The organism is Streptomyces sp. NPDC002144, assembly GCF_053593695.1.
In genome coordinates, this window is record NZ_JBSFDB010000004.1 from 12,475 (window position 1) to 35,903 (window position 23,429).

The 23,429-nt window shown below is 71.8% G+C and carries 30 protein-coding genes; 22 read left to right on the plus strand and 8 right to left on the minus strand.

All coding sequences use genetic code 11. The features are described 5' to 3' along the window. The first annotated feature begins 176 nt into the window (after nucleotides 1-176). From ACWCQ1_RS07230 to ACWCQ1_RS07275, 10 genes are all read left to right on the plus strand, one after another. Nucleotides 177-335 carry a hypothetical protein gene (locus ACWCQ1_RS07230; protein ID WP_358597839.1) on the plus strand — a complete coding sequence of 53 codons (159 nt, stop codon included), beginning with the start codon at nucleotides 177-179 and terminating at the stop codon, nucleotides 333-335. Beyond that, nucleotides 332-1,687: an MSMEG_0569 family flavin-dependent oxidoreductase gene (locus ACWCQ1_RS07235; protein WP_451026025.1), complete on the plus strand. Its 1,356-nt coding sequence runs from the start codon at nucleotides 332-334 to the stop codon at nucleotides 1,685-1,687. The genes ACWCQ1_RS07230 and ACWCQ1_RS07235 overlap by 4 nt, the downstream gene beginning before the upstream one ends. Before the next feature lie 11 nt (nucleotides 1,688-1,698). Beyond that, nucleotides 1,699-2,556: an amidohydrolase family protein gene (locus tag ACWCQ1_RS07240; protein WP_358597834.1), complete on the plus strand. Its 858-nt coding sequence runs from the start codon at nucleotides 1,699-1,701 to the stop codon at nucleotides 2,554-2,556. Nucleotides 2,557-2,614: 58 nt separating this feature from the next. Next, nucleotides 2,615-3,145, plus strand: a complete 531-nt coding sequence (locus ACWCQ1_RS07245) for an MSMEG_0572/Sll0783 family nitrogen starvation response protein (protein ID WP_059193510.1) — start codon at nucleotides 2,615-2,617, stop codon at nucleotides 3,143-3,145. Nucleotides 3,146-3,155: 10 nt separating this feature from the next. Then, the gene (locus ACWCQ1_RS07250; RefSeq protein WP_451026026.1) at nucleotides 3,156-4,247 is read left to right on the plus strand and encodes an MSMEG_0568 family radical SAM protein; all 1,092 of its coding nucleotides are present in this window, start codon (nucleotides 3,156-3,158) and stop codon (nucleotides 4,245-4,247) included. Nucleotides 4,248-4,252: 5 nt separating this feature from the next. Then, nucleotides 4,253-5,683 (plus strand): MSMEG_0567/sll0787 family protein, encoded by a 1,431-nt coding sequence (locus tag ACWCQ1_RS07255; protein ID WP_451026027.1) that lies wholly within the window; start codon nucleotides 4,253-4,255, stop codon nucleotides 5,681-5,683. After that, nucleotides 5,680-6,531, plus strand: coding sequence for a carbon-nitrogen hydrolase family protein (locus ACWCQ1_RS07260; RefSeq protein WP_358597825.1), 852 nt, complete (start codon nucleotides 5,680-5,682; stop codon nucleotides 6,529-6,531). The genes ACWCQ1_RS07255 and ACWCQ1_RS07260 overlap by 4 nt, the downstream gene beginning before the upstream one ends. Further along, a complete protein-coding gene (locus tag ACWCQ1_RS07265; RefSeq protein WP_358597822.1) occupies nucleotides 6,528-7,364 on the plus strand; it encodes a carbon-nitrogen hydrolase family protein in 837 nt (278 codons plus the stop codon). The genes ACWCQ1_RS07260 and ACWCQ1_RS07265 overlap by 4 nt, the downstream gene beginning before the upstream one ends. Then, nucleotides 7,361-8,488 carry an MSMEG_0565 family glycosyltransferase gene (locus ACWCQ1_RS07270; protein ID WP_451026028.1) on the plus strand — a complete coding sequence of 376 codons (1,128 nt, stop codon included), beginning with the start codon at nucleotides 7,361-7,363 and terminating at the stop codon, nucleotides 8,486-8,488. The genes ACWCQ1_RS07265 and ACWCQ1_RS07270 overlap by 4 nt, the downstream gene beginning before the upstream one ends. Nucleotides 8,489-8,559: 71 nt before the next feature. Then, nucleotides 8,560-8,814, plus strand: coding sequence for a hypothetical protein (locus ACWCQ1_RS07275; protein ID WP_133044353.1), 255 nt, complete (start codon nucleotides 8,560-8,562; stop codon nucleotides 8,812-8,814). Nucleotides 8,815-8,845: 31 nt separating this feature from the next. Here the strand turns inward: ACWCQ1_RS07275 and ACWCQ1_RS07280 are convergent, their stop codons facing one another. After that, nucleotides 8,846-9,244, minus strand: coding sequence for a DUF5994 family protein (locus tag ACWCQ1_RS07280; RefSeq protein WP_133044123.1), 399 nt, complete (start codon nucleotides 9,242-9,244; stop codon nucleotides 8,846-8,848). A 459-nt stretch (nucleotides 9,245-9,703) separates the two neighbouring features. Here ACWCQ1_RS07280 and ACWCQ1_RS07285 point away from each other — a divergent pair, with 459 nt between their 5' ends. From ACWCQ1_RS07285 to ACWCQ1_RS07325, 9 genes are all read left to right on the plus strand, one after another. Continuing rightward, on the plus strand, nucleotides 9,704-10,048 hold the full coding sequence (locus ACWCQ1_RS07285; RefSeq protein ID WP_133044122.1) for a hypothetical protein: 345 nt from the start codon (nucleotides 9,704-9,706) through the stop codon (nucleotides 10,046-10,048). 296 nt (nucleotides 10,049-10,344) lie between these two features. Continuing rightward, the gene (locus ACWCQ1_RS07290; RefSeq protein ID WP_358597816.1) at nucleotides 10,345-10,827 is read left to right on the plus strand and encodes a DUF5994 family protein; all 483 of its coding nucleotides are present in this window, start codon (nucleotides 10,345-10,347) and stop codon (nucleotides 10,825-10,827) included. A 175-nt stretch (nucleotides 10,828-11,002) separates the two neighbouring features. After that, nucleotides 11,003-11,419, plus strand: coding sequence for an ATP-binding protein (locus ACWCQ1_RS07295; RefSeq protein ID WP_451026029.1), 417 nt, complete (start codon nucleotides 11,003-11,005; stop codon nucleotides 11,417-11,419). A 161-nt stretch (nucleotides 11,420-11,580) separates the two neighbouring features. After that, nucleotides 11,581-12,033, plus strand: coding sequence for a DUF5994 family protein (locus ACWCQ1_RS07300; RefSeq protein ID WP_133044119.1), 453 nt, complete (start codon nucleotides 11,581-11,583; stop codon nucleotides 12,031-12,033). 235 nt (nucleotides 12,034-12,268) lie between these two features. Then, nucleotides 12,269-12,472, plus strand: coding sequence for a cold-shock protein (locus tag ACWCQ1_RS07305; protein WP_133044118.1), 204 nt, complete (start codon nucleotides 12,269-12,271; stop codon nucleotides 12,470-12,472). Between the two features lie 179 nt (nucleotides 12,473-12,651). Continuing rightward, a complete protein-coding gene (locus ACWCQ1_RS07310; RefSeq protein WP_358597807.1) occupies nucleotides 12,652-14,139 on the plus strand; it encodes a DEAD/DEAH box helicase in 1,488 nt (495 codons plus the stop codon). Nucleotides 14,140-14,226: 87 nt separating this feature from the next. Further along, complete coding sequence (locus tag ACWCQ1_RS07315; protein WP_451026030.1) at nucleotides 14,227-14,532, plus strand: CBS domain-containing protein; 306 nt, start codon at nucleotides 14,227-14,229, stop codon at nucleotides 14,530-14,532. A 6-nt stretch (nucleotides 14,533-14,538) separates the two neighbouring features. Further along, nucleotides 14,539-14,862: an SCO5918 family protein gene (locus ACWCQ1_RS07320; protein WP_133044115.1), complete on the plus strand. Its 324-nt coding sequence runs from the start codon at nucleotides 14,539-14,541 to the stop codon at nucleotides 14,860-14,862. A gap of 58 nt (nucleotides 14,863-14,920) precedes the next feature. Continuing rightward, complete coding sequence (locus tag ACWCQ1_RS07325) at nucleotides 14,921-15,289, plus strand: STAS domain-containing protein (protein WP_358597804.1); 369 nt, start codon at nucleotides 14,921-14,923, stop codon at nucleotides 15,287-15,289. 48 nt (nucleotides 15,290-15,337) lie between these two features. Here ACWCQ1_RS07325 and ACWCQ1_RS07330 read toward each other — a convergent pair whose 3' ends face one another. Together ACWCQ1_RS07330 and ACWCQ1_RS07335 are read right to left on the minus strand one after the other, a co-directional pair. Next, nucleotides 15,338-16,033: a hypothetical protein gene (locus ACWCQ1_RS07330; RefSeq protein WP_358597801.1), complete on the minus strand. Its 696-nt coding sequence runs from the start codon at nucleotides 16,031-16,033 to the stop codon at nucleotides 15,338-15,340. 273 nt (nucleotides 16,034-16,306) lie between these two features. Continuing rightward, on the minus strand, nucleotides 16,307-17,212 hold the full coding sequence (locus ACWCQ1_RS07335) for a serine/threonine-protein kinase (RefSeq protein WP_358597799.1): 906 nt from the start codon (nucleotides 17,210-17,212) through the stop codon (nucleotides 16,307-16,309). A 107-nt stretch (nucleotides 17,213-17,319) separates the two neighbouring features. On the opposite strand from ACWCQ1_RS07335, the gene ACWCQ1_RS07340 reads away from it, so the two are divergent. The 3 genes from ACWCQ1_RS07340 to ACWCQ1_RS07350 all read left to right on the plus strand — a co-directional run bounded on the left by ACWCQ1_RS07340 (nucleotide 17,320) and on the right by ACWCQ1_RS07350 (nucleotide 19,466). Next, on the plus strand, nucleotides 17,320-17,865 hold the full coding sequence (locus ACWCQ1_RS07340) for an RNA polymerase sigma factor (protein WP_133044111.1): 546 nt from the start codon (nucleotides 17,320-17,322) through the stop codon (nucleotides 17,863-17,865). Next, nucleotides 17,855-18,628, plus strand: a complete 774-nt coding sequence (locus ACWCQ1_RS07345) for a hypothetical protein (protein WP_358597796.1) — start codon at nucleotides 17,855-17,857, stop codon at nucleotides 18,626-18,628. Before ACWCQ1_RS07340 ends, ACWCQ1_RS07345 begins: the two co-directional genes overlap by 11 nt. Before the next feature lie 136 nt (nucleotides 18,629-18,764). After that, nucleotides 18,765-19,466: a hypothetical protein gene (locus tag ACWCQ1_RS07350; RefSeq protein WP_358597793.1), complete on the plus strand. Its 702-nt coding sequence runs from the start codon at nucleotides 18,765-18,767 to the stop codon at nucleotides 19,464-19,466. A 47-nt stretch (nucleotides 19,467-19,513) separates the two neighbouring features. Here the strand turns inward: ACWCQ1_RS07350 and ACWCQ1_RS07355 are convergent, their stop codons facing one another. The 5 genes from ACWCQ1_RS07355 to ACWCQ1_RS07375 form a co-directional block, all read right to left on the minus strand. After that, complete coding sequence (locus tag ACWCQ1_RS07355) at nucleotides 19,514-20,176, minus strand: hypothetical protein (protein WP_133044108.1); 663 nt, start codon at nucleotides 20,174-20,176, stop codon at nucleotides 19,514-19,516. 99 nt (nucleotides 20,177-20,275) lie between these two features. Continuing rightward, nucleotides 20,276-20,410, minus strand: coding sequence for a hypothetical protein (locus ACWCQ1_RS07360; protein ID WP_356771578.1), 135 nt, complete (start codon nucleotides 20,408-20,410; stop codon nucleotides 20,276-20,278). 69 nt (nucleotides 20,411-20,479) lie between these two features. Then, complete coding sequence (locus tag ACWCQ1_RS07365; RefSeq protein ID WP_358597790.1) at nucleotides 20,480-21,229, minus strand: DUF4232 domain-containing protein; 750 nt, start codon at nucleotides 21,227-21,229, stop codon at nucleotides 20,480-20,482. 201 nt (nucleotides 21,230-21,430) lie between these two features. Beyond that, nucleotides 21,431-22,276, minus strand: a complete 846-nt coding sequence (locus ACWCQ1_RS07370; RefSeq protein ID WP_451026031.1) for a hypothetical protein — start codon at nucleotides 22,274-22,276, stop codon at nucleotides 21,431-21,433. Beyond that, the gene (locus ACWCQ1_RS07375; protein WP_451026032.1) at nucleotides 22,273-23,307 is read right to left on the minus strand and encodes a hypothetical protein; all 1,035 of its coding nucleotides are present in this window, start codon (nucleotides 23,305-23,307) and stop codon (nucleotides 22,273-22,275) included. Before ACWCQ1_RS07375 ends, ACWCQ1_RS07370 begins: the two co-directional genes overlap by 4 nt. Nucleotides 23,308-23,429: the final 122 nt, after the last annotated feature.

Below are 23,429 nucleotides of genomic sequence, written 5' to 3' on the forward strand. Positions count from 1 at the left end.
GGAGTGGGTGAAGCCGGTGTCGCTGATGGGCGCGGCATTTCCGTTCCACCGGCGTGAGGTCTTGGCAACTCCCCTTTATTCCGGATGACTTCGTTCGGAAATCCCCGAGGGCTGGAGTTGGTCTCCATGGACAGCGGCGAGGTGTCAAGACCTCGGCGCCCGGCATGGAGGATGTCATGCCCGAGATGCGTTTTCATGTGCGCCGGCCCGATGGGATCACGCAGCGCTGTTATTCCCCCTCCACGGTGGTCGAGGTCTATTTCGTTCCCGGCGGTCAGTACGCGCTCAAGGTCACGGTCGAATCCCTGACCGGCGCCGACGGGAGCACGCGGTGAGCTCGGCTCCGGCGATACGGCCGGTCGGCGCCCTTCCTCACAGCCTGACGGGCAGGGGAGGTGCCCCGATCCCGGTGGTCGTGGTCGGTGGCGGTCAGGCGGGGCTCTCCATGAGCTACTGCCTCGGCCGGCGTGGTGTCGAGCACGTCGTCGTCGAGGCGAACCGGGTCGGGTACGAATGGCGTGAGCGGCGCTGGGACTCCTTCTGCCTGGTGACCCCCAACTGGCAGTGCAGGCTGCCTGGTTATCCGTACCAGGGCGACGATCCGGACGGGTTCATGGTCCGTGACGAGATCGTCCGGTACCTGGAGGACTATGTCTCCTTCTTCCGGCCGCCGCTGGTGGAGGGTGTGACGGTCACCCGGCTGCGGCGCTCGCCGAGCGGGGTGTTCGAACTGTCCACCACCGCCGGGGACTTCACCGCCGAGCAGGTGGTGGTCGCCACCGGCCCCTACCACACGCCGTCCGTCCCGCCGATGGCCCAGCGGCTGCCCGACGGCATCACCCAGGTCCACTCCTCCCGCTACCGCAGCCCCGACCAGCTCCCCGAGGGCGCCGTCCTCGTGGTCGGCACCGGCCAGTCCGGCTGCCAGATCGCCGAGGACCTCCACCTCGCCGGGCGCCAGGTGCACCTGGCCGTCGGCAGCGCCCCTCGTGTGGCCCGCTTCTACCGCGGCCGCGACTGCGTGGCCTGGCTCGACGACCTGGGCCACTACACCAGGTCCATCGACGAGTTCGACGACGCCGCCGCCGTGCGCATGCGGGTCAACCACTACGTCACCGGACGCGACGGCGGCCGCGACATCGATCTGCGCGCCTTCGCCCGCGACGGCATGCGGCTGTACGGGCGGCTCACCGGAATCAGCGGTACGGGCCTGGAGTTCGCCGACGACCTGAAGGTGAACCTGGACCACGCCGACGCCGTCGCCGAGGGCATCAAGGACGCCATCGACGCGTACATCGCCGCGCACGGCATCGACGCCCCGACCGAGCCCCGGTACGTCCCGGTGTGGGAGCCGGACGAGCAGCCGCGGGAACTGGACCTGAAGGCCGCCGGTATCACCTCGGTGATCTGGTCGACCGGCTTCCGGCGCGACCACCGGTGGATCGAGGCACCCGTCTTCGACGGCCGCGGCTACCCGATGCACTGGCGCGGCGCCACCAGCACGCCCGGCCTGCACTTCCTCGGTCTGCCCTGGCAGTACTCGTGGGGCTCGGGCCGCTTCGAGGCGGTGGGCCGGGACGCCGAGTTCCTCGCGGACCACATCGACGCCTCGCGCCGCCTGGCCGACGTGTGCGGCACGCTCACCGGAGCCCCCAGCGAACTCGCCTCCGCCCTCCCGATCGGCTGAGGAACAACACCATGCGGTTGAGGAACCGCACCACGCGGCTGAGGAACCACACCATGGTCCACGACGCACACCGCCACATCGGCGTCCTGCCCGCCCATCCCTTCTACGGCGGCCCACCCGTCAACCCGGACACCACCGCCCGCGCCACCGTCAAGCAGCTCATCGCCGACCTGGACGCGGAGGGCACCGAACGGGCCCTGGTCATCCCCAACTACGGCGTCCCGGACCCCGCGATCGCCTTCTCCCTCAACGAACTGGCGCTGGAGGCCGCGCAGAGCGACGACCGCATCCGTGCCGGGCTGTGGGTGTCCCCGCGGCCGGAGGACGCCCAGCGCACGGAAGCAGCCCTCCGGTTGGCGGGCGAGCCCGGGGTCAAGGCCCTCAAGCTGAGCTTCCTGCTGGGCGGCCGCCCCACGGACCCGGCCTGCCGTCCCCAGCTGGACCGCATCTTCGCCGAGGCCGCCCGGCACGGCCTCGTCGTCCACGTCCACACCTCTCCCGGCGCCGCCTCCGACATCGACGAGGTCGGCCGTCTCGTCGACTGGTACGCCGGCCAAGTGCCCGTCCATCTCGTGCACTTCGGCGGCGGGATGAGCGGCCACATCAAGCTCGTCGGCTCCCGGTTCTTCGACTGGATCAGCGCCGGCAAGCGCGTCTACACCGATCTCTCCTGGGCCATCGGCTTCACTCCCCGCTGGCTGGTCCAGGAGATCGAGCGCCGCGGCATCGGCCACGACCGGGTGCTCTTCGCCAGCGACCAGCCGTGGGGCGACTTCACCGGCGAGTACGCCCGCCTCGCCGAAGCCACCGGCGGCGGCGAACTCGGCGACCTGGTCTTCCGGGACACGTTCGCCGCCCTCTACGACTGACCGACCCCCACTGTCCGACCGACCCCCGCTCCCTTCCCGTACGCACAAGGAGACAGCCATGTCCGAATCCGTCGTCACCGCCGAACTCTCCGACGTCGAGCAGAAGTCCCTCGACGAGATCCCGCACCCCTCGCTCCCCGAGGGCACCAGCATCTACGGCTCCACCAAGGTCTTCCCCGACTACCAGGCCGAGAACGGCGAGACCTACTTCACCCTCGTCCACGGCATCGCCCACGAGTCCTCGGTCTCCTTCGTCGCCGTCCTCCAGGCCACCCGCGCCCTGCGCAAGGGCTTCGAGACCGCGATCTACTTCTACGGCCCCGGCTCGCTCAACTGCCTCGCCACCCGCGGCTTCCCGACCACCGGCAACTCCGCCTTCCCCGGCGAGCACAACATCAACAACCAGCTCAAGACCTTCATCGCCGAGGGCGGCAAGGTCTACTGCTGCCGCTTCGGCCTCTCCCTGCACGGCGCCCGCGAGGAGGACCTCATCGAGGGCGTCATCCCCACCCACCCCCTGGACGTCCAGGACGCGCTGATCCACTACGCCCGCAAGGGCGCCATCATCAACTCCACCTACCAGCTGTAGGGAGCACGACGTGAGCGTTGGCACCGGTGACAGCGGTACGGCGGTGGACGTGCGGATCATGACCCGCGCCGAACTCGCCCTGCGCGGCGTCGCGTCGGACGCGCCCGTGCGGCGGCCGGACGGCGCGGGGCCCAGCGACGACGGACACGTCCTCGTCGACGGTGCCAACGCCGCGCTCCCGCTCAACCCCCACAGTCCCTACTCCGTCCGGGACGGCAAGGTGTGGCTCGGTGACGAGGACACCGGAATCTCCCTCACACCCGTCCGGCGACCGAAGTTCTACGACCTGACCACGGCCGACGGCATCCACTACGAGCAGATCGCCCGCCTGCACGGCTCGGACGTCCTCGCCACCACCGTCGTGCAGACCTGCATCCGCTACGCCGAGTCCGACCGCTGCCGCTTCTGCACCATCGAGGAGTCCCTGCGCTCGGGCGCCACCGTGGCCGCCAAGACCCCGGCACAGCTCGCCGAGGTCGCCCAGGCCGCCGTACGGCTCGACGGCGTGAAACAGATGGTGATGACCACCGGCACCACCACCGGACCCGACCGCGGCGCCCGCACCCTCGTACGGTCGGTCCGGGCCGTGCTGTCGGCCGTACCCGGTCTGCCGGTCCAGGTGCAGTGCGAACCGCCCGGCGACCTCGCCTGGATCCGCGCCCTGCACGACGCCGGGGCCACCGCCATCGGCATCCACGTCGAGTCCCTCGACGACGAGGTGCGCCGACGCTGGATGCCCGGCAAGTCGACGGTCCCGCTGGCCGAGTACGAGGCCGCGTGGGACGAGGCGGTGCGCGTCTTCGGACCCAACCGCGTCTCCACCTACCTCCTCGTCGGACTCGGCGAGGATCCCGACGAACTCATCAAAGGGGCAGGCGAGTTGATCGATCGAGGGGTGTACCCCTTCGTCGTCCCGTTCCGCCCGATGAGCGGCACCCTCGCCGCCCGCGACGGCGTCGGGGCACCCCGCGCGGAACTCCTGACGTACGTCACCGAGGGCGTCGCCGCGAAACTGCGGGCCGCCGGGATGAGCGGCGCCGACCAGAAGGCCGGCTGTGCGGCCTGCGGCGCCTGCAGTGTGCTCCGGGCAGCGGGCGGGTGAGCGCCGTGAACCTCGACGGTTCCGTGGCCGTGCCGGCCGTGGACGCTCCGCAGGACATCCTGGCCCTGCTGGGCGACCGCAGCACGCTCGCCCGCCGGCCCGCCTTCCGCATAGAGGAGGCGGCCGGGACGGCGGACGTGGCCGCCTACCGGGGGCTGCGCCGTGCCGCCTTCGTCCAGGAGCAGCAGCTCTTCGCCCATCACGACCTGGACGACCACGACACCGACCCACGGACCGTCGTCCTGGTCGCGAAGGACCCGGAGGGCACCGTGGTCGGCGGGGTGCGCCTGTGCCCGGTCGACGACGGTCCCGACCTCGGCTGGTGGCAGGGCGGGCGCCTGGTCGTCGCCCGCCGGGCCCGCGGCCCGCACGGCATCGGCGCGGCGCTCGTCCGGGCCGCCTGTGCCCGTGCCGAGGCGGAAGGCGTGCTGCGGTTCGACGCTACCGTCCAGGCGCGCAACGAGGTGCTGTTCCGGCGGCTCGGCTGGCAGCGGGTGCGGGACACGACGGTCGCGGGCATGCCGCACGTCCTGATGCGCTGGCCGATCGGCCGCATCGCCGCCCTCGCGGCGGCCACGAAGTCCCCCCTCGGACCGCTCCTCACCGCGCTGGCACCTCCCCGCGGCTTCGTCGGTGACGACGGCGCGCCGGTCCCCGGCACCGACGTGATCGCGGCGTGCGACGCGATCGTGCCGTCCATGGTCGAACGGGACCCCGAGTGGGCGGGCTGGTGCGCGGTCCTCGTGAACGTCAACGACCTCGCGGCGATGGGCGCCGCACCGCTCGGGCTGCTGGACGCGGTGGGCGCCCGCGACGCCGCGCACGCCGCCCGGGTCCTGGCCGGACTGGCCCGGGCGGCACAGGCGTACGCCATCCCGGTGCTCGGCGGGCACACCCAGCTCGGCGTGCCGGCCGCCCTGTCGGTGACCGCGCTCGGCCGCACGGACCGGCCGGTGCCCGGTGGCGGCGGCCGCCCCGGGCACGCCGTACGGCTCACCGCCGACCTCGGCGGGCGCTGGCGGCCGGGCTACCGGGGCCGCCAGTGGGACTCGACCAGCCACCGCCGCAGCGACGAACTGCGCACCATGACCGGCGCGGTGGCCGCCGCGCGGCCCGCCGCCGCCAAGGACGTGTCGATGGCGGGCGTCGCCGGCACCCTCGGCATGCTGGCGGAGGCGAGCGGCTGCCGCGCGGTGCTCGACGTGGCCGCCGTGCCCCGGCCGGAGGGTGCGACCGTGGGCGACTGGTTCACCTGTTTCCCGGGCTTCGCGATGCTCACGGCCGACGAGCCGGGCGCACCGCCCCTGCCCGCCGGACCCGCCACGGGCGCGGTGTGCGGGGAGCTCACCGAAGGAGAAGGCGTGGGGCTGCGCTGGCCCGACGGAGAGATCACCGAAGCGGTCATGTCCACCGTGACCGGGATGGGGACCGCATGACCACCCTGCGTATGGCCGCCGTCGCCGCCGAGTTCGGCCGCGACCTGGAGGAGGACTTCCAGATCGCCGAACGGCTGATCAAGGAGGCCCGGGAGGAGGGCGTACGGCTGCTGGCGCTGCCCGAGGCGTGCCTCGGCGGGTATCTGCTCAGCCTCGACGACCGTGCCGAACTCGACGCGGGCCCGCCCGCGCTCGCCCTCGACGGCCCCGAGATCCGCCGACTGGCCTCCCTGGCCGGGGAGATGACGGTCGTCGCCGGATACTGCGAAGCGGCCGGGGAAGCCCGCTACAACAGCGTCGTCTGCGTCACCGGCGACGGCGTCCTCGGCAACCACCGCAAGGTCCACCAGCCACTCAGCGAGGACGCCAGCTACTCCTCCGGGGACCGCTTCCACGCCTTCGACACCCCGGTCGGCCGGATCGGCATGATGATCTGCTACGACAAGGCGTTCCCGGAGTCCGCCCGCGCGCTCGCGCTCGACGGCGCCGCGATCGGGGTCTGTGTCTCCGCGTGGCCGGGATCGCGTACGAACGCGGCCGCCAGCCTCGAAGAGGACCGCTGGAAACGCCGCTTCGACCTGTTCGACCGGGCCCGCGCGCTGGAGAACCAGATCGTGTGGCTGTCGGCCAACCAGGCGGGCACGTTCGGGTCGCTACGCTTCGTCGGCAGCGCCAAGGTCGTCGACCCCGGGGGCGAGATCCTCGCCGACACCGGCGTCACAGCAGGCATCGCCGTCGCCGAACTCGACGTCGTACAGGCTCTGGAAACCGCCCGCCGGTCGATGGGGCACCTGCGCGACCGGCGGCCCGAGACCTACGACCTTTCCACGGGAGCAGTCACCGCATGAGCACCATCCGGATCGCGGCCGCGGCCGCCCACTTCGGCCGCGACCTGGAGTTCGACCTGGCCCGCATCGCCAAACTCATCGACGACGCGCGCGCCTTCGGCGCCGGTCTGCTGGTCCTGCCCGACGCCGCGCTCGGCGGCTACCTCGCCGACCTGCGCCACCCCGACCCCGAGGCCCTGCCGCCGGCCCTGAAGCCGGACGACCCGCTGATCCTCCAGGTCGCCCGTCTGGCCGCGGAGATGGTGGTCTGCCTCGGCTACTGCGAGGACGGCGGCGACGAGCGCTACAACGCCGCGGTCTGCGTCAGCGGCGACGGTGTCCTCGGCCGCCACCGCAAGGTCCACCTGCCGGCCGGCGAGGTCGCCGCGTACGCGCCCGGTGACCGCTTCGACGCCTTCGACACCCCCGTCGGCCGCGTCGGCATGCTCATCGACTACGACAAGACGTTCCCCGAGTCGGCCCGTTCTCTGGCGTTGGACGGCGCCGAGATCCTCGCCTGTCTCTCCGCCTGGCCCACGTCCATCACCAACCGCGCCCCGCGCATGGCCCAGGACCGCCAGGCCAAGCTCTTCGACCTGTACGACCAGGCCCGCGCCGCCGAGAACCAGGTCGTCCTCGCCTCCTCCAACCAGACCGGCGCGATGGGCGGCATGCGGTTCCTCGGCCAGTCCAAGGTGGTCGGCCCGGGCGGGGACATCCTCGCCCGCACCTGGTCCAAGGCCGGCCTCGCGGTCGCCGAGATCGACGTCGCCGAGGAGATCGAGCGCGCCCGCCGCATCCTGCGCCACCTCGACGAACGCCGGCCAGGCGCCTACCGGGAGAACCCGTCGTGAAGATCGCTCTGCTGAGCTACTCCACCAAGCCGCGCGGCGGCGTCGTCCACACCCTCGCCCTCGCCGAGGCGCTCGCCGCGGCCGGGCAGGACGTCACGGTGTGGACGCTGGGCCGCGGCGGAGACGCGGGCTTCTTCCGGCCGGTCGACCCCGCCGTACGGCTGCGGATCGTGCCGTTCCCGGACGGCCCGCCCGAGGAGTCCGTCGGCGAACGGATCCTGCGCTCCATCGCCGTCCTGGGCACGGCTTTCGAGCCCTTCGCGGCGGCGTACGACATCGTCCACGCCCAGGACTGCATCAGCGCCAACGCGGTCGGTGGCCGCTGCGTCCGCACGGTCCACCACATCGACCACTTCACCACCCCCGAACTGGCCGTCTGCCACGAGCGGGCCATCGTCGAGCCGTACGCGCACATCTGCGTGTCGGCGGCCGTCGCCACGGAACTGGCCGACGGCTGGGGCATCGAGGCGGCGGTCATCCCCAACGGAGTGGCCTACGAGCGTTTCGCCACCACCGAGCCGGCCGCCCGCGCGCACTGGCGTGCCCGTCTGGGCCGTTACGTCCTCACCGTCGGCGGCATCGAACCCCGCAAGGGCTCGCTGGACCTGCTGGAGGCTTACGCCCTGCTGCGCTCCGCCCACCCGGACGTACGGCTGGTGATCGCGGGCGGCGAGACCCTCTTCGACTACCGCGACTACCGAGCCCGCTGGGAGGCACGCGCAGCCGAACTCCGCGTCGAACCGGTCGTGTTGGGCCAGGTCGCCGAGGACGAGCTGCCGCCCCTGGTGGCCGCCGCCTCCGCTTTCGCCTTCCCCTCCGTCAAGGAGGGCTTCGGACTCGCCGCGATGGAGGCACTCGCGGCGGGAGTTCCGCTGGTCGTACGCGATCTGCCCGTACTGCGCGAGGTGTTCGACAGCGCCGCCCGTTTCGCGACCACCCACCAGGACCTGGCCGCCGAGCTCGGCGCCGCGCTCACGGACGACACCGCCGCGCGGCGGGCGAGTGGCCGCCGACTCGCCGCCCGCCACACCTGGACCACCGCCGCGGAACGCCACCTGGCGTTCTACGGCTCGGCTGCGATGTCACGGGACCGCGGCCGGGAAGGCCGCTGGTCACGCGTGTGAGCTGTGACACGCGGCGGAGTAGAGTCGAAGATCCGGTCCGCTCATCCGTGCCCAGACGACCCGAGGTCGCCATGCAGCAGCCCAAGCAACCCCCCTCGGAAGGGCACGCCGACGTACGCATCGTCGCGGCCTCCCCCGAGGTCGCCCGTCGTGTCGCGGAGGTGCTCCGCCGTTGCTTCGCGGCGACCGAGCAGCGCAGCTATCCCGCGGGCGCCGGGGGAGGAACGCGCCTCGAGCTCGTCGTGGACACGACGCGGGCGGCGGAACCGGCGCGGTCGTGGCTGGAGACCAGTCGCTCCCCGGGAGCGGACGGCCGACACGAGTGAGGCGACGGCCGGCCGATTCCGTTCGGCCTGTTCAGGTCCGACCGTCCGCGGCGGCTGACATCAGCGGTTCCGCGGCCTCCTCGGTCGTGTCCGGCGGTACGACCAGCAGGTCCCAGCGCCCGCGGCCCGGGGCCAGCAGGACGACGGTGCGCGAGGCGGATGCCGCCGGTGTCCTGTGCAGCCGTACGACCTGGTTGGAGACGAGCATCCGGCCGGGCACCGCGGGCCACGTCGCCCCGCTGACCGTGACGCTGGTGATGTGACCCCACGCGCGCGGCAACCCGGCGAGCAGATGCGGAAGTTCGGCGAGGAGGTCGTACGAACGAGGCCACCACGCGCCGTCGATGGCCCGGGGCAGGTCCCTGTGGGGAGCCAGACGCAGGCGCAGGACGGGCTGGGAGGGAAGCGGGGGTTGGAGTGCGGTGGTCATGACGGCTCCTGCCAACTGCCTTGCACGATGGGATGGTTGATGTCAGGCACGCCGGGTCGGGCACAGCAGCCGGCTGGGTGGCATGGAGGGGCTCCTGACCTCGGCGGAGGCCGCTGGGGCTGAAGTGCGGCCGGGGTCACGGGCTGCCCGTGGTGGATGGGTGGTGTACTGGAGACGACCTCTCGGACAGGCACGACGCACCCTCGTTCTCCCCACCGTACTCCCCGTGCCGGGCACCACTCGGAGATTGCTGGTCAGGCCCCCGGGCGGAGTGTGCTCGGGCCGGTGCCGCGTTGACACGGATCGCCGCCGGACGTTGACTGACGGGACGGCGCAGGGCCGTGACACCAGGGCCGATCGGGCTTCCGGCAGCCTGAAGGAGGCCACGAAGGCCGTCGCGAAGACCAAGGGCGTCTTCGGGCGGCGACCCCCATCACCACGGAACGGTGGCATAAGACGATGTACGACCAGACACGCGCCCAGCAACCCGCCGACCGGCCCCCGGGTCTCGCCGGGCGCCGCACCCCGGGCCCGGAACCGCTGCTCCCGCCGGACGAACGGGACACGATCGTCCGGCACCTCGGACACGCCGTGAACACCTTCGCGGACGCTCCGCACCAGGCGCTGGAGGAGGCCGAGAGCGCCTTCGACGAAGCCACCGAGGCGCTGGCGAACGCGCTCGCGGAACGTCGGCGCGTCCTGCGCGCGGGATGGCAGGACCAGGACCCCGAGACGCAGTCCGCCGAACTCCGGCTCGCGCTGCGGGAGTACCGGGAGATCACCGGGCGGCTGCTGCGCGCCTGAACCGGGCGGCAGCCGCGCGTACGAACGGCCACGGGTCCGCCGGCGCGAGCACCTTCCGACGGCCGCCGCCGGTCGTTCGAACCCCGGCGGCGGTCGTCCGGCAGCCTCACTCGCCCGGGCGAGAACCCCTGCGGGCCGTGGAGAATGCGTCGGACAGGCCCGCCCGTCCACGCGCCGGGGCGGAGTAGCGTGGAGCGCACCGGGAGTTTCCCGTACGCCGGCTGCCCGTCGGTGTCGTTCTCGGCGCTCCACGACACCGGTCCGTCGCCCGGCGGCCCGGGGACAGGGACCGCGACATGAACGCGCCCACCGGTCATCGCGCCTCGTCCGGGCGGATACGCCCGTCCTCGCCTCGGCCCGCCCGTCTCACCCTGCGTCCGCCGACCTTCCCGCACGGTCCCGTGAGCGGCGCGTGGTGGCCCCGTTCGGACGACCTGTCGGCCGAGCTGCCCGCTCTCGTCGAGGCGTTCGACCGGTCGTGGGGGCGTGTGACGCGGATGGCCGCACACCGCAGCGCCTGGCCCGAGGCACCGTGCGACCTGCCCGTCGCCGGCCACACGGTGCGGGCAGCGTGGTTCACGTCCGGGTTCGACCCGCACGCCATCCGGCTGTTCGCCTACGGGGTCGGACGCCGGGACCTGCTGATCGTTCCGCCCGGGACCGAGACGGCCACGGCCGAGCGGCTCATGACGGCCGCCGCCGATCCCGCGCTCCGCCTCACCGCGAGCGCGCTCCTTCGGGACGGAGGGGGAGGCCGCCGTCCGGCAGAGAACACGTGACCTGCGTGGCGAGGCACCGTGCCCCGTCGGCGACACCCGGCTCACCCGTTTCCGGTTGGCGATCACCTGTACCGGGCATCAGCACCGGGCAGGCCCGGCCGGGTGGGAATCGCCGCGGCCCGGCGAGCGGCCACGGCCAGGGTGGTCGGGTGGCCCGGGAGGGGAGTGATCCGCCATGCGTACGCGTCGGCGTACCCATCGGCGTTCCGCACGCGTCGAGTACGTGCTGCCCGACGAGGCCGAATCGGCGGGCAGGGCGCGGAAGTTGACCTCGCAGTTCCTCGCCCGGCCCGACGGGCGGACGGCGGGGCTCGGCGCCGAGCACATCGGCGACGCGACCCTCATCGTCTCCGAGCTGGTCACCAACGCCACGCGGCACGGCGGCAGCTGTCGCCTGCGCCTGCACGTGTCGGACACACAGGTGACCGTCGAGGTCTACGACGGCAGCCCCGGCCGGCCCGGCGTTCGGCCGCTGACGACCTGGGGCGAGAGCGGGCGCGGCCTCGCCATCGTGCGGTGCCTGGCACAGCGCTTCGACATCGATCGGGTGGACGGGGGCGGCAACAGGGTGCGCGCGGTTCTGGCCCTGTGACCGGCCTTGACCGGCCGGGCGCCGCTCCTCGAACCGCTCCTCCCCGTCCAGGCGTAGCCTGAGCCGTACCGAGGGCTTTTCGCGCAGCGCGACGGGCGGTGCCGTTCCCGGCGAGTGACCACGCGGGCAGCCGTCCTCGGCTCCCGGGACGGGACCGCACGATGGAACCCAGCAGAACGCCTGCCGACGACCTGCCCGCGGACGGCGGGCACACCTACCGCATGCCCCTGCCCCGGCTGGCCCTCACCACGGGAGTCAGCCACGGACCGCTGGACGGGGCATGGTGGCCGCGCTGCGACGCGCTCGAACTGGAACTGCCCTCGCTCGTCACCGCGTTGGAGCCGGACCGGTACACCACGGTGGGAGTCACCGTGGACGCCGCCCAGTGGCCCGACGCACCGCACACGGTGATGGCACCCGGCCGAGTGATCACCGTGGAACCGGCCCGGTCCGCGGGCCAGGAGCACGTCATCACCCTGGACTGCGAGACCGTCGGACGCTGGGTGCTCCTCGTCGTCCTGCCCCAGGAGCCCGCCGACGAGGCCTCCCGGCTGATGAGCGCCGCGGCCGACCCCGCGCTCCACCTCGACGCGAGCGCGCTCCTGGCCCGCTGAGGGGGCGGATATCTGTCGGCGCGAAGAGAGAATCAGGTGCGCGGGGAGATTTATTCCCTCCTCCATCCGGCGGAGCGGAATTATTTTCGCGGCGGTGACCGTGCGCCGTGCTACTGTTGAGACAGGTTGCAGTTGTGGTTGCCAAAAGGTTCATTTTTCCGACGGGCTGATCATCACGGCGACACGGAGGACGCACAAGGCGAACTCCGAGCACCGTTTCCGAAGGAGAAATGACATGGCTACCGGCACTGTGAAGTGGTTCAACGCCGAAAAGGGCTTCGGCTTCATCGCGCAGGACGGCGGCGGCGCCGACGTCTTCGCCCACTACTCGAACATCGCCACCCAGGGCTTCCGCGAGCTGCAGGAAGGCCAGAAGGTGTCGTTCGACATCGGCCAGGGCCAGAAGGGCCCGACCGCCGAGAACATCGTTCCGGCCTGACCACGGCACCTACGCATACTTCGCAGCTGGGGCCCGCACCTTGGGGTGCGGGCCCCAGCTCGCGTCATTTTCAGGGGGCGTCGCCCCTGTCGCTTTCCGGCTCGTTCTCGCGATTCTCTGCGCTGTTCATCATGCTGCGGGAATTCCTTGATACGCGCCCGCATCGAGGAAGATTCCACATGAACAGAACACGCGTTTCCCGCGCTCAACGCCCCCAGCGAACCGCACGCGCCACCCGCCCTTACGACCGTTTCGAGGGCTCCACCGCGAACCGCTCCGGCACCCGGCGCCGTCCCAAGGGCCCGGACAGCCGGCAGGCCGCGCCCCGCGGCGAGTTCACGCTGCCCAAGACGATCGAGCCCGCACTGCCCGCCGTCGAGTCGTTCGCCGAACTCGCCATGCCGGCACCGCTGTTGGCAGCGCTCTGCCGCGAAGGCGTGAGCGTGCCGTTCCCGATCCAGGCGGCCACCCTGCCGAACTCCCTGGCCGGCCGTGACGTTCTCGGTCGTGGCCGTACGGGTTCCGGCAAGACCCTCGCCTTCGGCCTGCCCGTGCTGGCCCGTACGGCGGGCCGCCGGGCCGAGCCGCGGCAGCCGCTCGCCCTGATCCTGGTGCCCACCCGCGAACTCGCCCAGCAGGTCACCGACGCGCTCACCCCGTACGCCCGCGCCGTGGGGCTGCGGCTGGCCACCGTGGTCGGCGGGATGTCGATCGGCAGGCAGGCGGGCGCGCTGCGGGCCGGGGCCGAGATCGTCGTCGCGACGCCGGGGCGGCTCAAGGACCTCATCGACCGCGGTGACTGCCGACTGGGCGACGTCGCCGTCACGGTCCTGGACGAGGCGGACCAGATGACCGACATGGGGTTCATGCCCCAGGTCACCGCCCTGCTCGACCAGGTGCGTCCCGGAGGGCAGCGGATGCTGTTCTCGGCCACCCTGGACCGCAACGTCGACAAGCTGGTCCGCCGCTACCTGACCGACCCCGTGGTCCACTCCGTCGACCCGTCGGCGGGTGCCGTCACCACGATGGAGCACCACGTCCTGCATGTGCACGAGGCGGACAAGCACCGCACGACGACCGAGATCGCGGCACGGGACGGCCAGGTGATCATGTTCCTGGACACCAAGCACGCGGTGGACCGGCTGACCAAGCACCTCCTCGGCAGCGGTGTGCGCGCCGCCGCCCTGCACGGCGGCAGGTCCCAGCCGCAGCGCACCCGGACCCTCGCCCAGTTCAAGAGCGGGCAGGTGACGGCGCTGGTGGCGACCAATGTCGCGGCGCGCGGCATCCACGTCGACGACCTCGACCTGGTCGTCAACGTGGATCCGCCCGGCGACCACAAGGACTACCTGCACCGCGGCGGCCGTACGGCCCGCGCCGGCGCGTCCGGCCGCGTCGTCACCCTGGTGACTCCCGGCCAACGCCGTGACATGGGCCGGCTGATGGCCGCGGCCGGTATCAACCCGACGATCACCGAGGTGCGCTCGGGAGAGGCGGAACTGAGCCGTATCACCGGCGCCAAGGCCCCGTCCGGCGTGCCGGTCGTCGTCACCGCGCCGGCCGCGGAGCCTCCTCGCCGGGCCGCGTCCAGCGGGTCGGCCGCGGCCCGGAGCCGACGGGGGCGCACCGCCCGCGGCCGGTCCGCGGGGAAGCGCCGCGCAGCATGACCTGTCGCCGGTGGGCGCCGGTGGCCATGGGCCGCCCGCGCCAAACCGTCGCGCCCAGAGAATCCGCCCCTACCGCAGGAGGCAGTTGTGACACCGCTTCAGACGCATCGAAACCCGACCTGTCTTGACGTCATGGCCCGGGTCGACCACCTGGACGCGACCGAACTCCGGGTGTTCGACGACATGACCGTCGAGGTGGCCCTCTCCATCATGGCCGGCGCCGGTGTGGACCACCTGCTCCTGTGCGACGGGGACGACGAGCGCACCGGCTCGGTCAGCCGGGCCGAACTCGCCGTGCACCGCGAGAGTTCCGCCTACACGGACCATGTACGGCTGCGGGACGTCCTCGGCACACCGCGCCCGGTCCTCGCCCCCTCCTCCATCTCCCTGTGAGGCACCATGCGCTGTGTCATCGCCCGCTACCCGTTCGAACTGACCCAGCACGGAGTGCTGGACTCGATGGCGGGCGTCGAACCCGAGAGCGTCACCGGTGACTCCGTGACCGTCGGCCGCCGCCGCTATCCCGTGATGCAGGTCGGCGAGGTCATCACCCGGCAGGACCGCCGCGACTTCACCAGCGGCGAGGTCACCCGGGCCCTGACCCGTCTCGGCTTCACCTGCCACGTCCGTCCCGTGGCCGCGCCGGTCCCGCGAGCGGGTGCCCGTAGCCCCCTCCAGGTCGCCTCGGAAGCGCTCGGGGGCCCCGGCCTCCGGGACGCGTGACGCCTGCGCGGCGGACGGCGTTCGTCCGAAGTTCGACAGGACAGAGGAGATGGGGCGCATGTGCGCTCATCCCGACCCGCCCGAGCCCTTCCGTGTGCCCGAGCTGTTCGACGAATGCCGGATGGTGCGCGCCCGCGGCGAGCTGGACCTGACCACCATGACACCCCTGGTGCACGCTCTGGAGGGCGCCCGCGCCGGACGCGGGCGCGTCTTCCTCATCGTCGATCTCCGCGAGGTGACCTTCGCGGACGAGAGCATCCTGCGACCGCTGTGCGAGGCGTGGGACGACTGCCGGGCCCGGCAGGGCTGGGTCCGCGTGGTCCACAGCAGCCGTGGCATAGAACTCGTCATGCTGGACGGCGGGGTCCTCGGCCGCTTCCCCGCCTATGCCAGCGCCCAGGACGCCTGGCGCGGAACGCCCGCGTAAGCGCGACAGGGGCCCTCCGGTCGCGGGTCGCCGGTCGCTGGTCGCCGGTCAGCGGAGCACCATAAGGCGGCTGGGGGCGAGACGCGACGCCTCGCGGGCCTCGACCGTCAGACAGCGCCAGCCCCAGGACAGCAGTGCCTCGAGCGTGTCCGCGTTGTCACGGTCGACCAGCGTGATCCCGAGCTCGGCCGCGCGATCGCTCAGCAGCCGCCTCTGCAGCCGCCGGGCGAGGTTCCACTCGCGGCTCTGGTCCTGGGTGCGTACCCGTCGCTCGACGAGAATGTCGGCGATCGCGAAGAGCCTGCCGATGGCGGCGACGCGGAGCAGGCTCTCGGGGAGGTACCACCCGTCGAGGCCGTCCCACCAGGGCCCGTCGCCCCGCACGGGGAAACCGTAGGCGCACGCCGTGAGGCCGATGCCGCCCGAGGGGCCGGCGGTCTCCGCCACGAGCAGCTCGAACCCCGGTCGCCGCATGTGGCCCGCGAGCCGTCGCCGGAACGCGTCGGACCGGCCCCGGTCCGACGCGTCCGAGACCCGCACCTGGTGGGACGAGGTGTTCCTGTACAGCTCGCCGAGCTCCAGCATGCGGTCGTCGATCTGGCACCGGGTCAGCGGACGGACGAACTCGCCCTGCTCGGGTGAGGCCCCCTGCCTGCGCCGCTGCGGGACCTGGGGAAGCGCTGGTCGCCGGCCCGGTTGCGCCGGGTGGGAGGTCTCCGGGCGGTCCGGCGTGTTCACGGTCATGGGCGAACCCTGCTCCGGGTCCGGACGGGTCCGGTCCGGCGTCGTCGTTCGCCGAGAACGGCACCGGCGCGTGAGCCGGCGCACGAGGCGCCCTCGGTGTCTTGAGCCTACGCCCGCCGACGTGGCCGGCGAGAGGGCACATCCGCCTGGCAGGGCCCGGAGACCGGCGAGTGAGCGGCCTTCGAAGCGGCACTTAGACCCACTTAGACCGTCGTTCCTCCCTGTGCGCGGCATCGGCGGGTGCAGGTCGGCTGCCTGGGGCGTCATCCGTGGTCAGCGGGCCCACCAGGTCAGCGCCGTTGTCAGCAGGAACACGGCGACCGCCGCAAGCCAGACCACCAGGGGGGTCGGTCCGGGGGATCCGGCCGGTGGCTGCTCCTCTCCCTCCTGCGACAGCAGCGCGTCCGCGAATGCCTGTGCGGTGCGTGGTCGGTTCTCGGGCTCTGCGGACAGTGCGGCGCGGAGAAGGGTGTCGATGCCGTTCGGGACCCCGAGTCCGCCGGGAACCGTCGGCGTCGGCGGCGGTGTCCGGGCCGTCGCGAGGGTGGCGCGGCCGCCCGGACCGAACGGCTTGCGCCCGGTCAGCAGCTCGTAGGCGACGACACCGAGGGCGTACACGTCGGCCCGGCTGTCGAACCCGCCGGTCTGGAGGGCCTGTTCGGGTGCCATGTACGCGGGGGTGCCCGTGGTGACGGTCAGCCCCGACGCGTCAGCCAGTTGCTTCGCGCTGCCCAGATCCGCGACGAGTACGGCGGCGGGCGTGCGGCCGACGTCGAGCAGAAGGTTGGACGGCTTGATGTCACGGTGGACGACGCCCGCGTCATGGAGCACCTGGACCGCGTATCCGGCCTCGGCCGCCAGACGGCGTGCCTCCTCGGGCCGGCAGTGTCCGACCTGCTCGGCCAGCGTGCCGCCTCGGACGTAGTCCATGACGAAATACGGCCGGTCGTCCTGCACACCCACGTCGTGAACGCGTACGACACGTGGGCTGGAGATCCTTCGGAGCAGCCTCGCCTCGGCCAGGAACCGTTGCCGTACATCGGCGTTCGACGCCCAGTTGTCGGCCAGCACCTTGACCGCGACATCGGTGTCGAGTTCGGGATCGTATGCTCTCCAGACGGTCGCGAACGAACCGGCTCCGAGTCTTTCCTCCAGGTGGTAACGGCCTAGCTTCCGCATGCGGCGACATTCTGCCCGAGGCGCTGGGAGGACCGGGAACTGCGGTGCGTCCAGGGGGAGTCCAGGTCAGTGGAGTCCAAGGTCGTGCGTGAACGGGGGACAGCAGGATGATCGACCAGGATGAACTGACCCAGCTCGTGGCGTCCGCCCAGGCGGGTGACCGGGCGTCCCTGGAACGCCTTCTCGTCAGGCTTCGCCCCACGGTCATGCGGCGCTGCTCCAGGTTTCTCCCGCACCACGCCGACGCCGAGGAGGCCGCGCAGGACGCCCTGCTGTCCATCAGCACCCACCTGCACGAGTACAGCGGGCGGGGCTCGTTCATCGGGTGGGTGACGGTGATCGCCTCGAACGCCGCCAGATCGACGTACCGCTCGATGCGCCGACGCGCGGAGGACAGCCATGCGGTCCTTCCCGACGGGGCCGACCCCCGCACGACGAGCGTCATCGCGGGGACCCGCCTGGACCTGATGGACTCGCTGGCCGCGCTCGAGGAGCGGCATCCGGCCCTGGTGGAATCCTTCGTGCTGCGCGATCTGGGAGACCTGACCTATCTCCAGGTCGCCGAGATCACCGACGCTCCCCTCGGTACGGTCAAGGACCGTATCCATCAGGCTCGTCGCTTCATGCGGGACCGCCTCAGCAGTGGCTGCTGAGACATCCGCCGCCGTGCGGACCCGGACGATCGCCGTCATCATGACGGCGGCCGTCGGGCTCGGCCTGTTGACGGGCCGGTTCGTGCTGCCCGCTCGCTCCGCTCCGGCCCGCCCGTCGGCGACGACGACAGGCGCTGCGGCGTCCTCGCAGGGTGCCCGCTCCACGGCACCGAAGCCCGCGAGCGGTCCCATGACGAACCGGCACCTGGTGACGGGCGCCGACTTCAGGAAGGCCGGGTTCTCCCAGCGCATCCATGTGCGCGATCGTGTGGGGGACGGCTACTACGCCAACGTCGCCTGCACCGGTGAGAGGACACTCGGTCAGACCCTGGGAGCGTACGACGCCCACTTCCGCGATCTGGTGACGCTCAAGGACACGGGCGACGGCGGCGCCACCAAGGCGGCGAAGATCAAGGACGAGGTCGCGTTCGAAGTCGCCGACGACGCCGGAAGCCGGGCACTGGCCCGTAACTATGCCGAGCGCCTACTGCTGGAGGAGGTGCCCTGCCAGAGCGAGGTGGCCACCCACTGGGTCTACGGGCCGACGCACACGATCGACGTCGCCGCGGACATCACCGCCAGCTGGATGGGCCTGTACGACGGCGACCTGAACAGCAGGGGGACCGCACCACGGGGCAAGGAGCCGTGCGGCGGCATCGCCATACTGCGCAACGGCTCTCACTACGGTTTCCTGGAGGTCGAGGTCTGCCTCGACACGGCCGCGATGGCGCGGATCGTCCGGGCGGCCGTGACCCGGCTCTGAGGCCCGCCGAGCACACCCGCGCAAGTGACCTGGATCACATCGATCGCCGCGGATTTCCATCCAACATCTCGCGGACCCGCCGCATCTCCCAGGTGTACGACGACGCGAACCGCGTCGCCACCAGACAGGAGATGAGATGTTCGACCACCAGCAAGCAGCCGGCAAGAGGTTCTCGCGTCGCGGTCGTACGGCAGGAGTGGCCGCCACCGCCGGTGCCGCCCTGATCGCGCTCGTCATCGGCACGCATCCTGCTGCCGCGGGCGTCGGCAGCGGCGCTCCGAACCGGTCGGCGGCCGCGCTTGCCGCCGCCGTCGCCGAACCCGGGCTCGGCTCAGGCGACCTGATGCAGAGTGAGGACTTCTTCCAGTCGGGTCTGTCGCCGGTCGGCGCGACGGTGGGCCTGACCGGGAAGCGAGCCCTCTCGGCGTGCTCCGGCGAGGAGACGATGCGAACGCTGACCAAGGGGAAGGGTGTCGCCTATGCCGAGGTCGCCTGGGCCTTCGACAGCAAGGGCACCTCGCTGACCGAGTCCGTCACCGCCGGTTCCACCGGCACCTCGGCGGCGTCCTACGAGCGTCAGCTCAACAAGCTGGTGCGCGGCTGCCAGGACGAGCCGGCGGGTCACTGGTACTACGGCACGGCGCATACGGTCACCGTGAGGGGCGGCGAGGGCAAGTGGTACCCGGCGTACAGCGGCAACGGCAAGGTCGCCGGTGGTGTCGCGGTGATCCGCAGCGGCAACAGGGTCGGCATCGTCGAACTCTCCGGCCAGCCCAGCGATGACGCCGGCTACATGGAAGGCATCGCGGCGGCTGCCATCAACCGGCTGAGCGACTGATCTGCGCCGCCACGACCATGGTCCCGGAGGTGGCGGCGCGGTACGGGTCACTGGAGGTGGAGGCGGCTGAGGGCGGTGGTCCAGTCGGTGACTATCGCCTGCTGGGCCGCGGCGAGGGTGATCCGGCCGGCGCAGACCGCGGTGTGGAGTTTGGTCTCCACCGGGTCCTTCTTGTTGTTGATCCCCTGGCTCGCCCTGTGGTGGGGGTCGGCCGGTTCGACCCAGAGGTTGCGGGGGTCGTTGGGGTCGCCGCCGAGCTGGAGGCTTATGAGGTGGTCGTACTCGCCCTCCGACAGCCTGCCGGTGTAGTCGTAGGAGGCGGCGTTGAGTTTCTTCTCCTTGCCGGTGACGTACGCGGAGGGCCGTACGCCCGAGGTGTATCCGCCCTTGCGGCATATCGTCGACCTGAGGTTCGCCTGCGTGACGGCCGGGGATATCGCGCCCGGCGTGCACTTGGGGTCCTCCAGCGGCTCCCCGTGCTCGTAGCGGTAGTGGCAGGTCCCCGGCGCCGGTTGTTGCTGGACGGTGTAGTGCTTCTGGGGGCCCGCGCCCACGGCTATCGCCCGCCCCGAGCCGGTCGTACCGGCCGCTCCCCCCGCGGGGCTGCCGCTCCCGGACGGGGCCGAGGTGCCGAGCGAGGGGGACTTGCATCCGGCCAGCAGCAGACAGGCGAGGACGACGGGCGGCGCGAGACGGCGGACGGAAGGCATGACGACCCCTCAGAGGCAGGCGATGACTGAGCAGATACTCCCCCACCGGGTCACGGCCCTACCGCGCGGGGCACGGCTCTTGAGCGGGTCTTGGGGCGGTCAGGCCGTGTGGTCGCGGCGGAGGACCCCCGCCTCCGTCGCCGCGTGGCCGGTGGTGCCCAGGACGACGACCTGGAAGGCCGCGCCGATGTAGGCGGTGACGAAGCGCGAGATCCTGCGGGTGCTGCTGCGCATGTGGGTTGCCTGCCTTCCGGGTGCGTGGACTGGCGATGCGTGGACCGGCTTGCGGCTGCTCGGGGTCGGTCACCAGGTGACGGCGTCGTCCATCGACTGCTGCCAGTACGTGACCTTGATCGAGTCGTCGATGTGGACGCCCTTGGCCGGCAGCGCGGGGCGGGCGGGGGCGCCGACGTTCCCGGAGAGGGAGCGGCCGTAGAAGTAGACGGTCAGGGACTTCGCGGTGCGGCCCTTCCCGCCGCTGCCGTCGGTGGCGGACAGGCTGACGGCCGCGTACCCGGACTGGCCCGGCTCCAGCGTGACGACCGCCTGGGGCTGCGACTCGTCGATGACCGGCGGCTCGGACTGGGCGTCGGTGAACTGGACGCTCGGGTAGCCGTAGAGGAAGCAGGTCTTGCTGCCGGTGTTGGTCACGGTGAGCAGCATGTGGTTCACGGGGCGGTTCAGCGGGGCCGCGACCGTTTTGGTGTTGGAGCCCTCGCAGGTGACCGTCTTGCCGGAGGAGGCCGGCGCCTTCGGGGCGGAGGTGCGGGCGGTCTGCTTCGAACCGCCGGTGGTCGAACCCGCACCCGTGGAGCCGGACGCGCCGGTGGAGCCCGTGGTGCCCTGGGAGGTCGTCGTGCCCGTCGAACCCGTGGAGCCGGAGTCCGCGCCCGGCGAGGCCGTCCCCGTCGCGGTGCTCGGGGAGGTGGTCGTCGCCGCGCCCTCGTCGTGGGCGCCGGTTCCGTTGCCGCATGCGGTCAGGGAGAGCGCGGCGAGAACGGTGGTCGCGGCGGCGGCTGCGAGACGGGTGCGGGAGGTACGGAGAGCGGTCATGTCGCTGTGCCCCTTCGGTGTTCGGGTGGCGGTGGTGACTGGATGACCGAAGCTTGTGAGGTGATCCGTCCCAACCGCCACGTCCGGCGGGGAGTTGGGGACGCTGGAACGCCGAAACGCAGGGTGAGCAGGGGAAACGCCCGTGCCCTGGAACGAGGGAATGGGACGTGGAGGCTCCCGGGAGCGGGTGCCCGAGTGCTCTCAGGGGCGTTCGCGCAGCTGCAGGACGCCGGCCGCGGAGAAGCACGCGGCGCCGAGGAGGGTGCCCCAGTCGGCGATGCCGGCGTTGATCAGAGTGCCGGTGGCGGGGCGGGTGTAGGCGACGATCGCCGAGACCATGAAGAGGGCGGAGCCGAGCTGGTTCACGGCGACGATCCACCAGCCGAGGCTGCGGCGGCGCAGGCAGGGCCGGCCGCGGTGGCAGATCTCGACGAAGGCGAGGTGGCCGGAGATCAGGAACAGCACACAGCCGATCATGTCCGGGGCCCAGACCAGCCGGTTGATCTGCTGGACGCTGAGCCCCCTGAGGAAGGAGTCCAGCAGGTCCACGGCGAACACCAGCGTGCCGGCGAACAGGACGAACGCGCTCAGCCAGTCCACCCGTCCCGGCTCGTAGCTCCACCAGCGCCAGTGGCGGGTGACCAGGCGCCCCTCGCCGCCGGGTACGTGCCGGGGGGCGTTGACGACCTGGAGCAGGGAGACGTATCCGCCGGTGTTGAAGAACAGGCCGCCGGCGAAGTAGATCGAGGCGCAGGTGGTGACGTCGCCGGAGCCGAACTGGGCGACACCCGCACCGGCCGCGAAGAGCGCGCCGCCGATGATGAAAGCCGTGGCGGCGACGGCGTTGAGCCTGCGCAGCCGGCCGAGCGCGACGGCGTCACCCCTGATGTCCCGGCCGGCCGGTGCGCCGGACGGCGTGACCGCGATGGTGCCGCGGCGCCGGGCGGGCCGTGACTCCCAGACGGCGGTGCCGCCGCCGGGCGGCTGCCAGGTGAGCCGGGTGGTGAACGGCCCGGCGCCCTCCGCGCGTTGGTCGGTGGATGTCATGCGGGCGGGATGGCGGCGATGCCGCCCTCTTCCTCGGGACTGATCGGACGGCGCCGCTTGCCGCCGCGCCACCACATGAGCCGGCCGTAGGTGGCGATGATGACGAGCGCGGCGCCGACGACGACGTACACGCTCAGCACGCCGAGCGGCTGGGTGATGGCGTTGCCGTCGAAGTACAGGGTGTTGCGGGTCGTCCCGTTCCACGGGGGCAGGACGGGGCCGAGGTACTGCCAGAAGGCCGGCAGATAGGCGGTGCCGTTCACACCGCCGGTGGAGGGGTTGCCGAAGAAGACGACGATGACGACGGTGAGCAGGGTGCCGAGCGGACCGATCAGGCTCTGCAGGGTGGCGGCGAGGAGCGCGACGGCGAGGCACATGAGCGCGAACTCGCCCCACAGGGGCCAGAAGTTGCTGCCGATGTCCGGATAGGCGCCCAGGATCGGACCGATGATCACGTCGAAGACCAGGGAGGCGATGATCGCGTAACAGATGAGGCTGACGACGCGGCGGCGGGCGGCGGCGGCGCCGGTGCGCTGCATGGCGAGGGTGGAGCCCAGATAGCCCGCCACGAGGAGGACGAACACCGCGATGCCGGGGACCACGCCGAGCGGGTCCTCCTTGGGGAGTTTGTTGGTCACCTTGAACGCGAGGTGGACTCCCGCGGCCTTGGCGGCCTGTTCGTAGAAGGCGGGCATCTGACCGGGGGCGACGAGGCTCGCGGCCTCGGCGATCACCACGGTGTTGCTCTGCGGCACGAAGCCGCCGTAGATCTCCGTGCGGCCGGCCGCGTCCTCCAGGGCCGCCTGGTCCTTGTAGTGGTGGATCGACAGCGAGACGTGCTTCTGGACGGCCGTGGTCAGCGGGGAACTGCCGGTCACGCCCCAGGGGAGGTCGCGGGCCACCACCGCGTGCTGGGCCGACACATATGTGGTGACCATGATCGTGGTCATGGCGAGGGCGATCAGCAGTCCGGTGATCAGCGCCCGCCAGGACGGAGGTCTCGGCTCCTGCTCGCCGCGTGCGTTGCTCATGAAGCGGAGCTAAGCACAGATAAGGGTCATATCAATCAGTTCGATTGGTTCCATCGGTGGGTTCCTCCGGGGGCGGTCCACGGGTGGAGTACGTCCGGTGTCGGGCCTCCGGTATCGCTCAT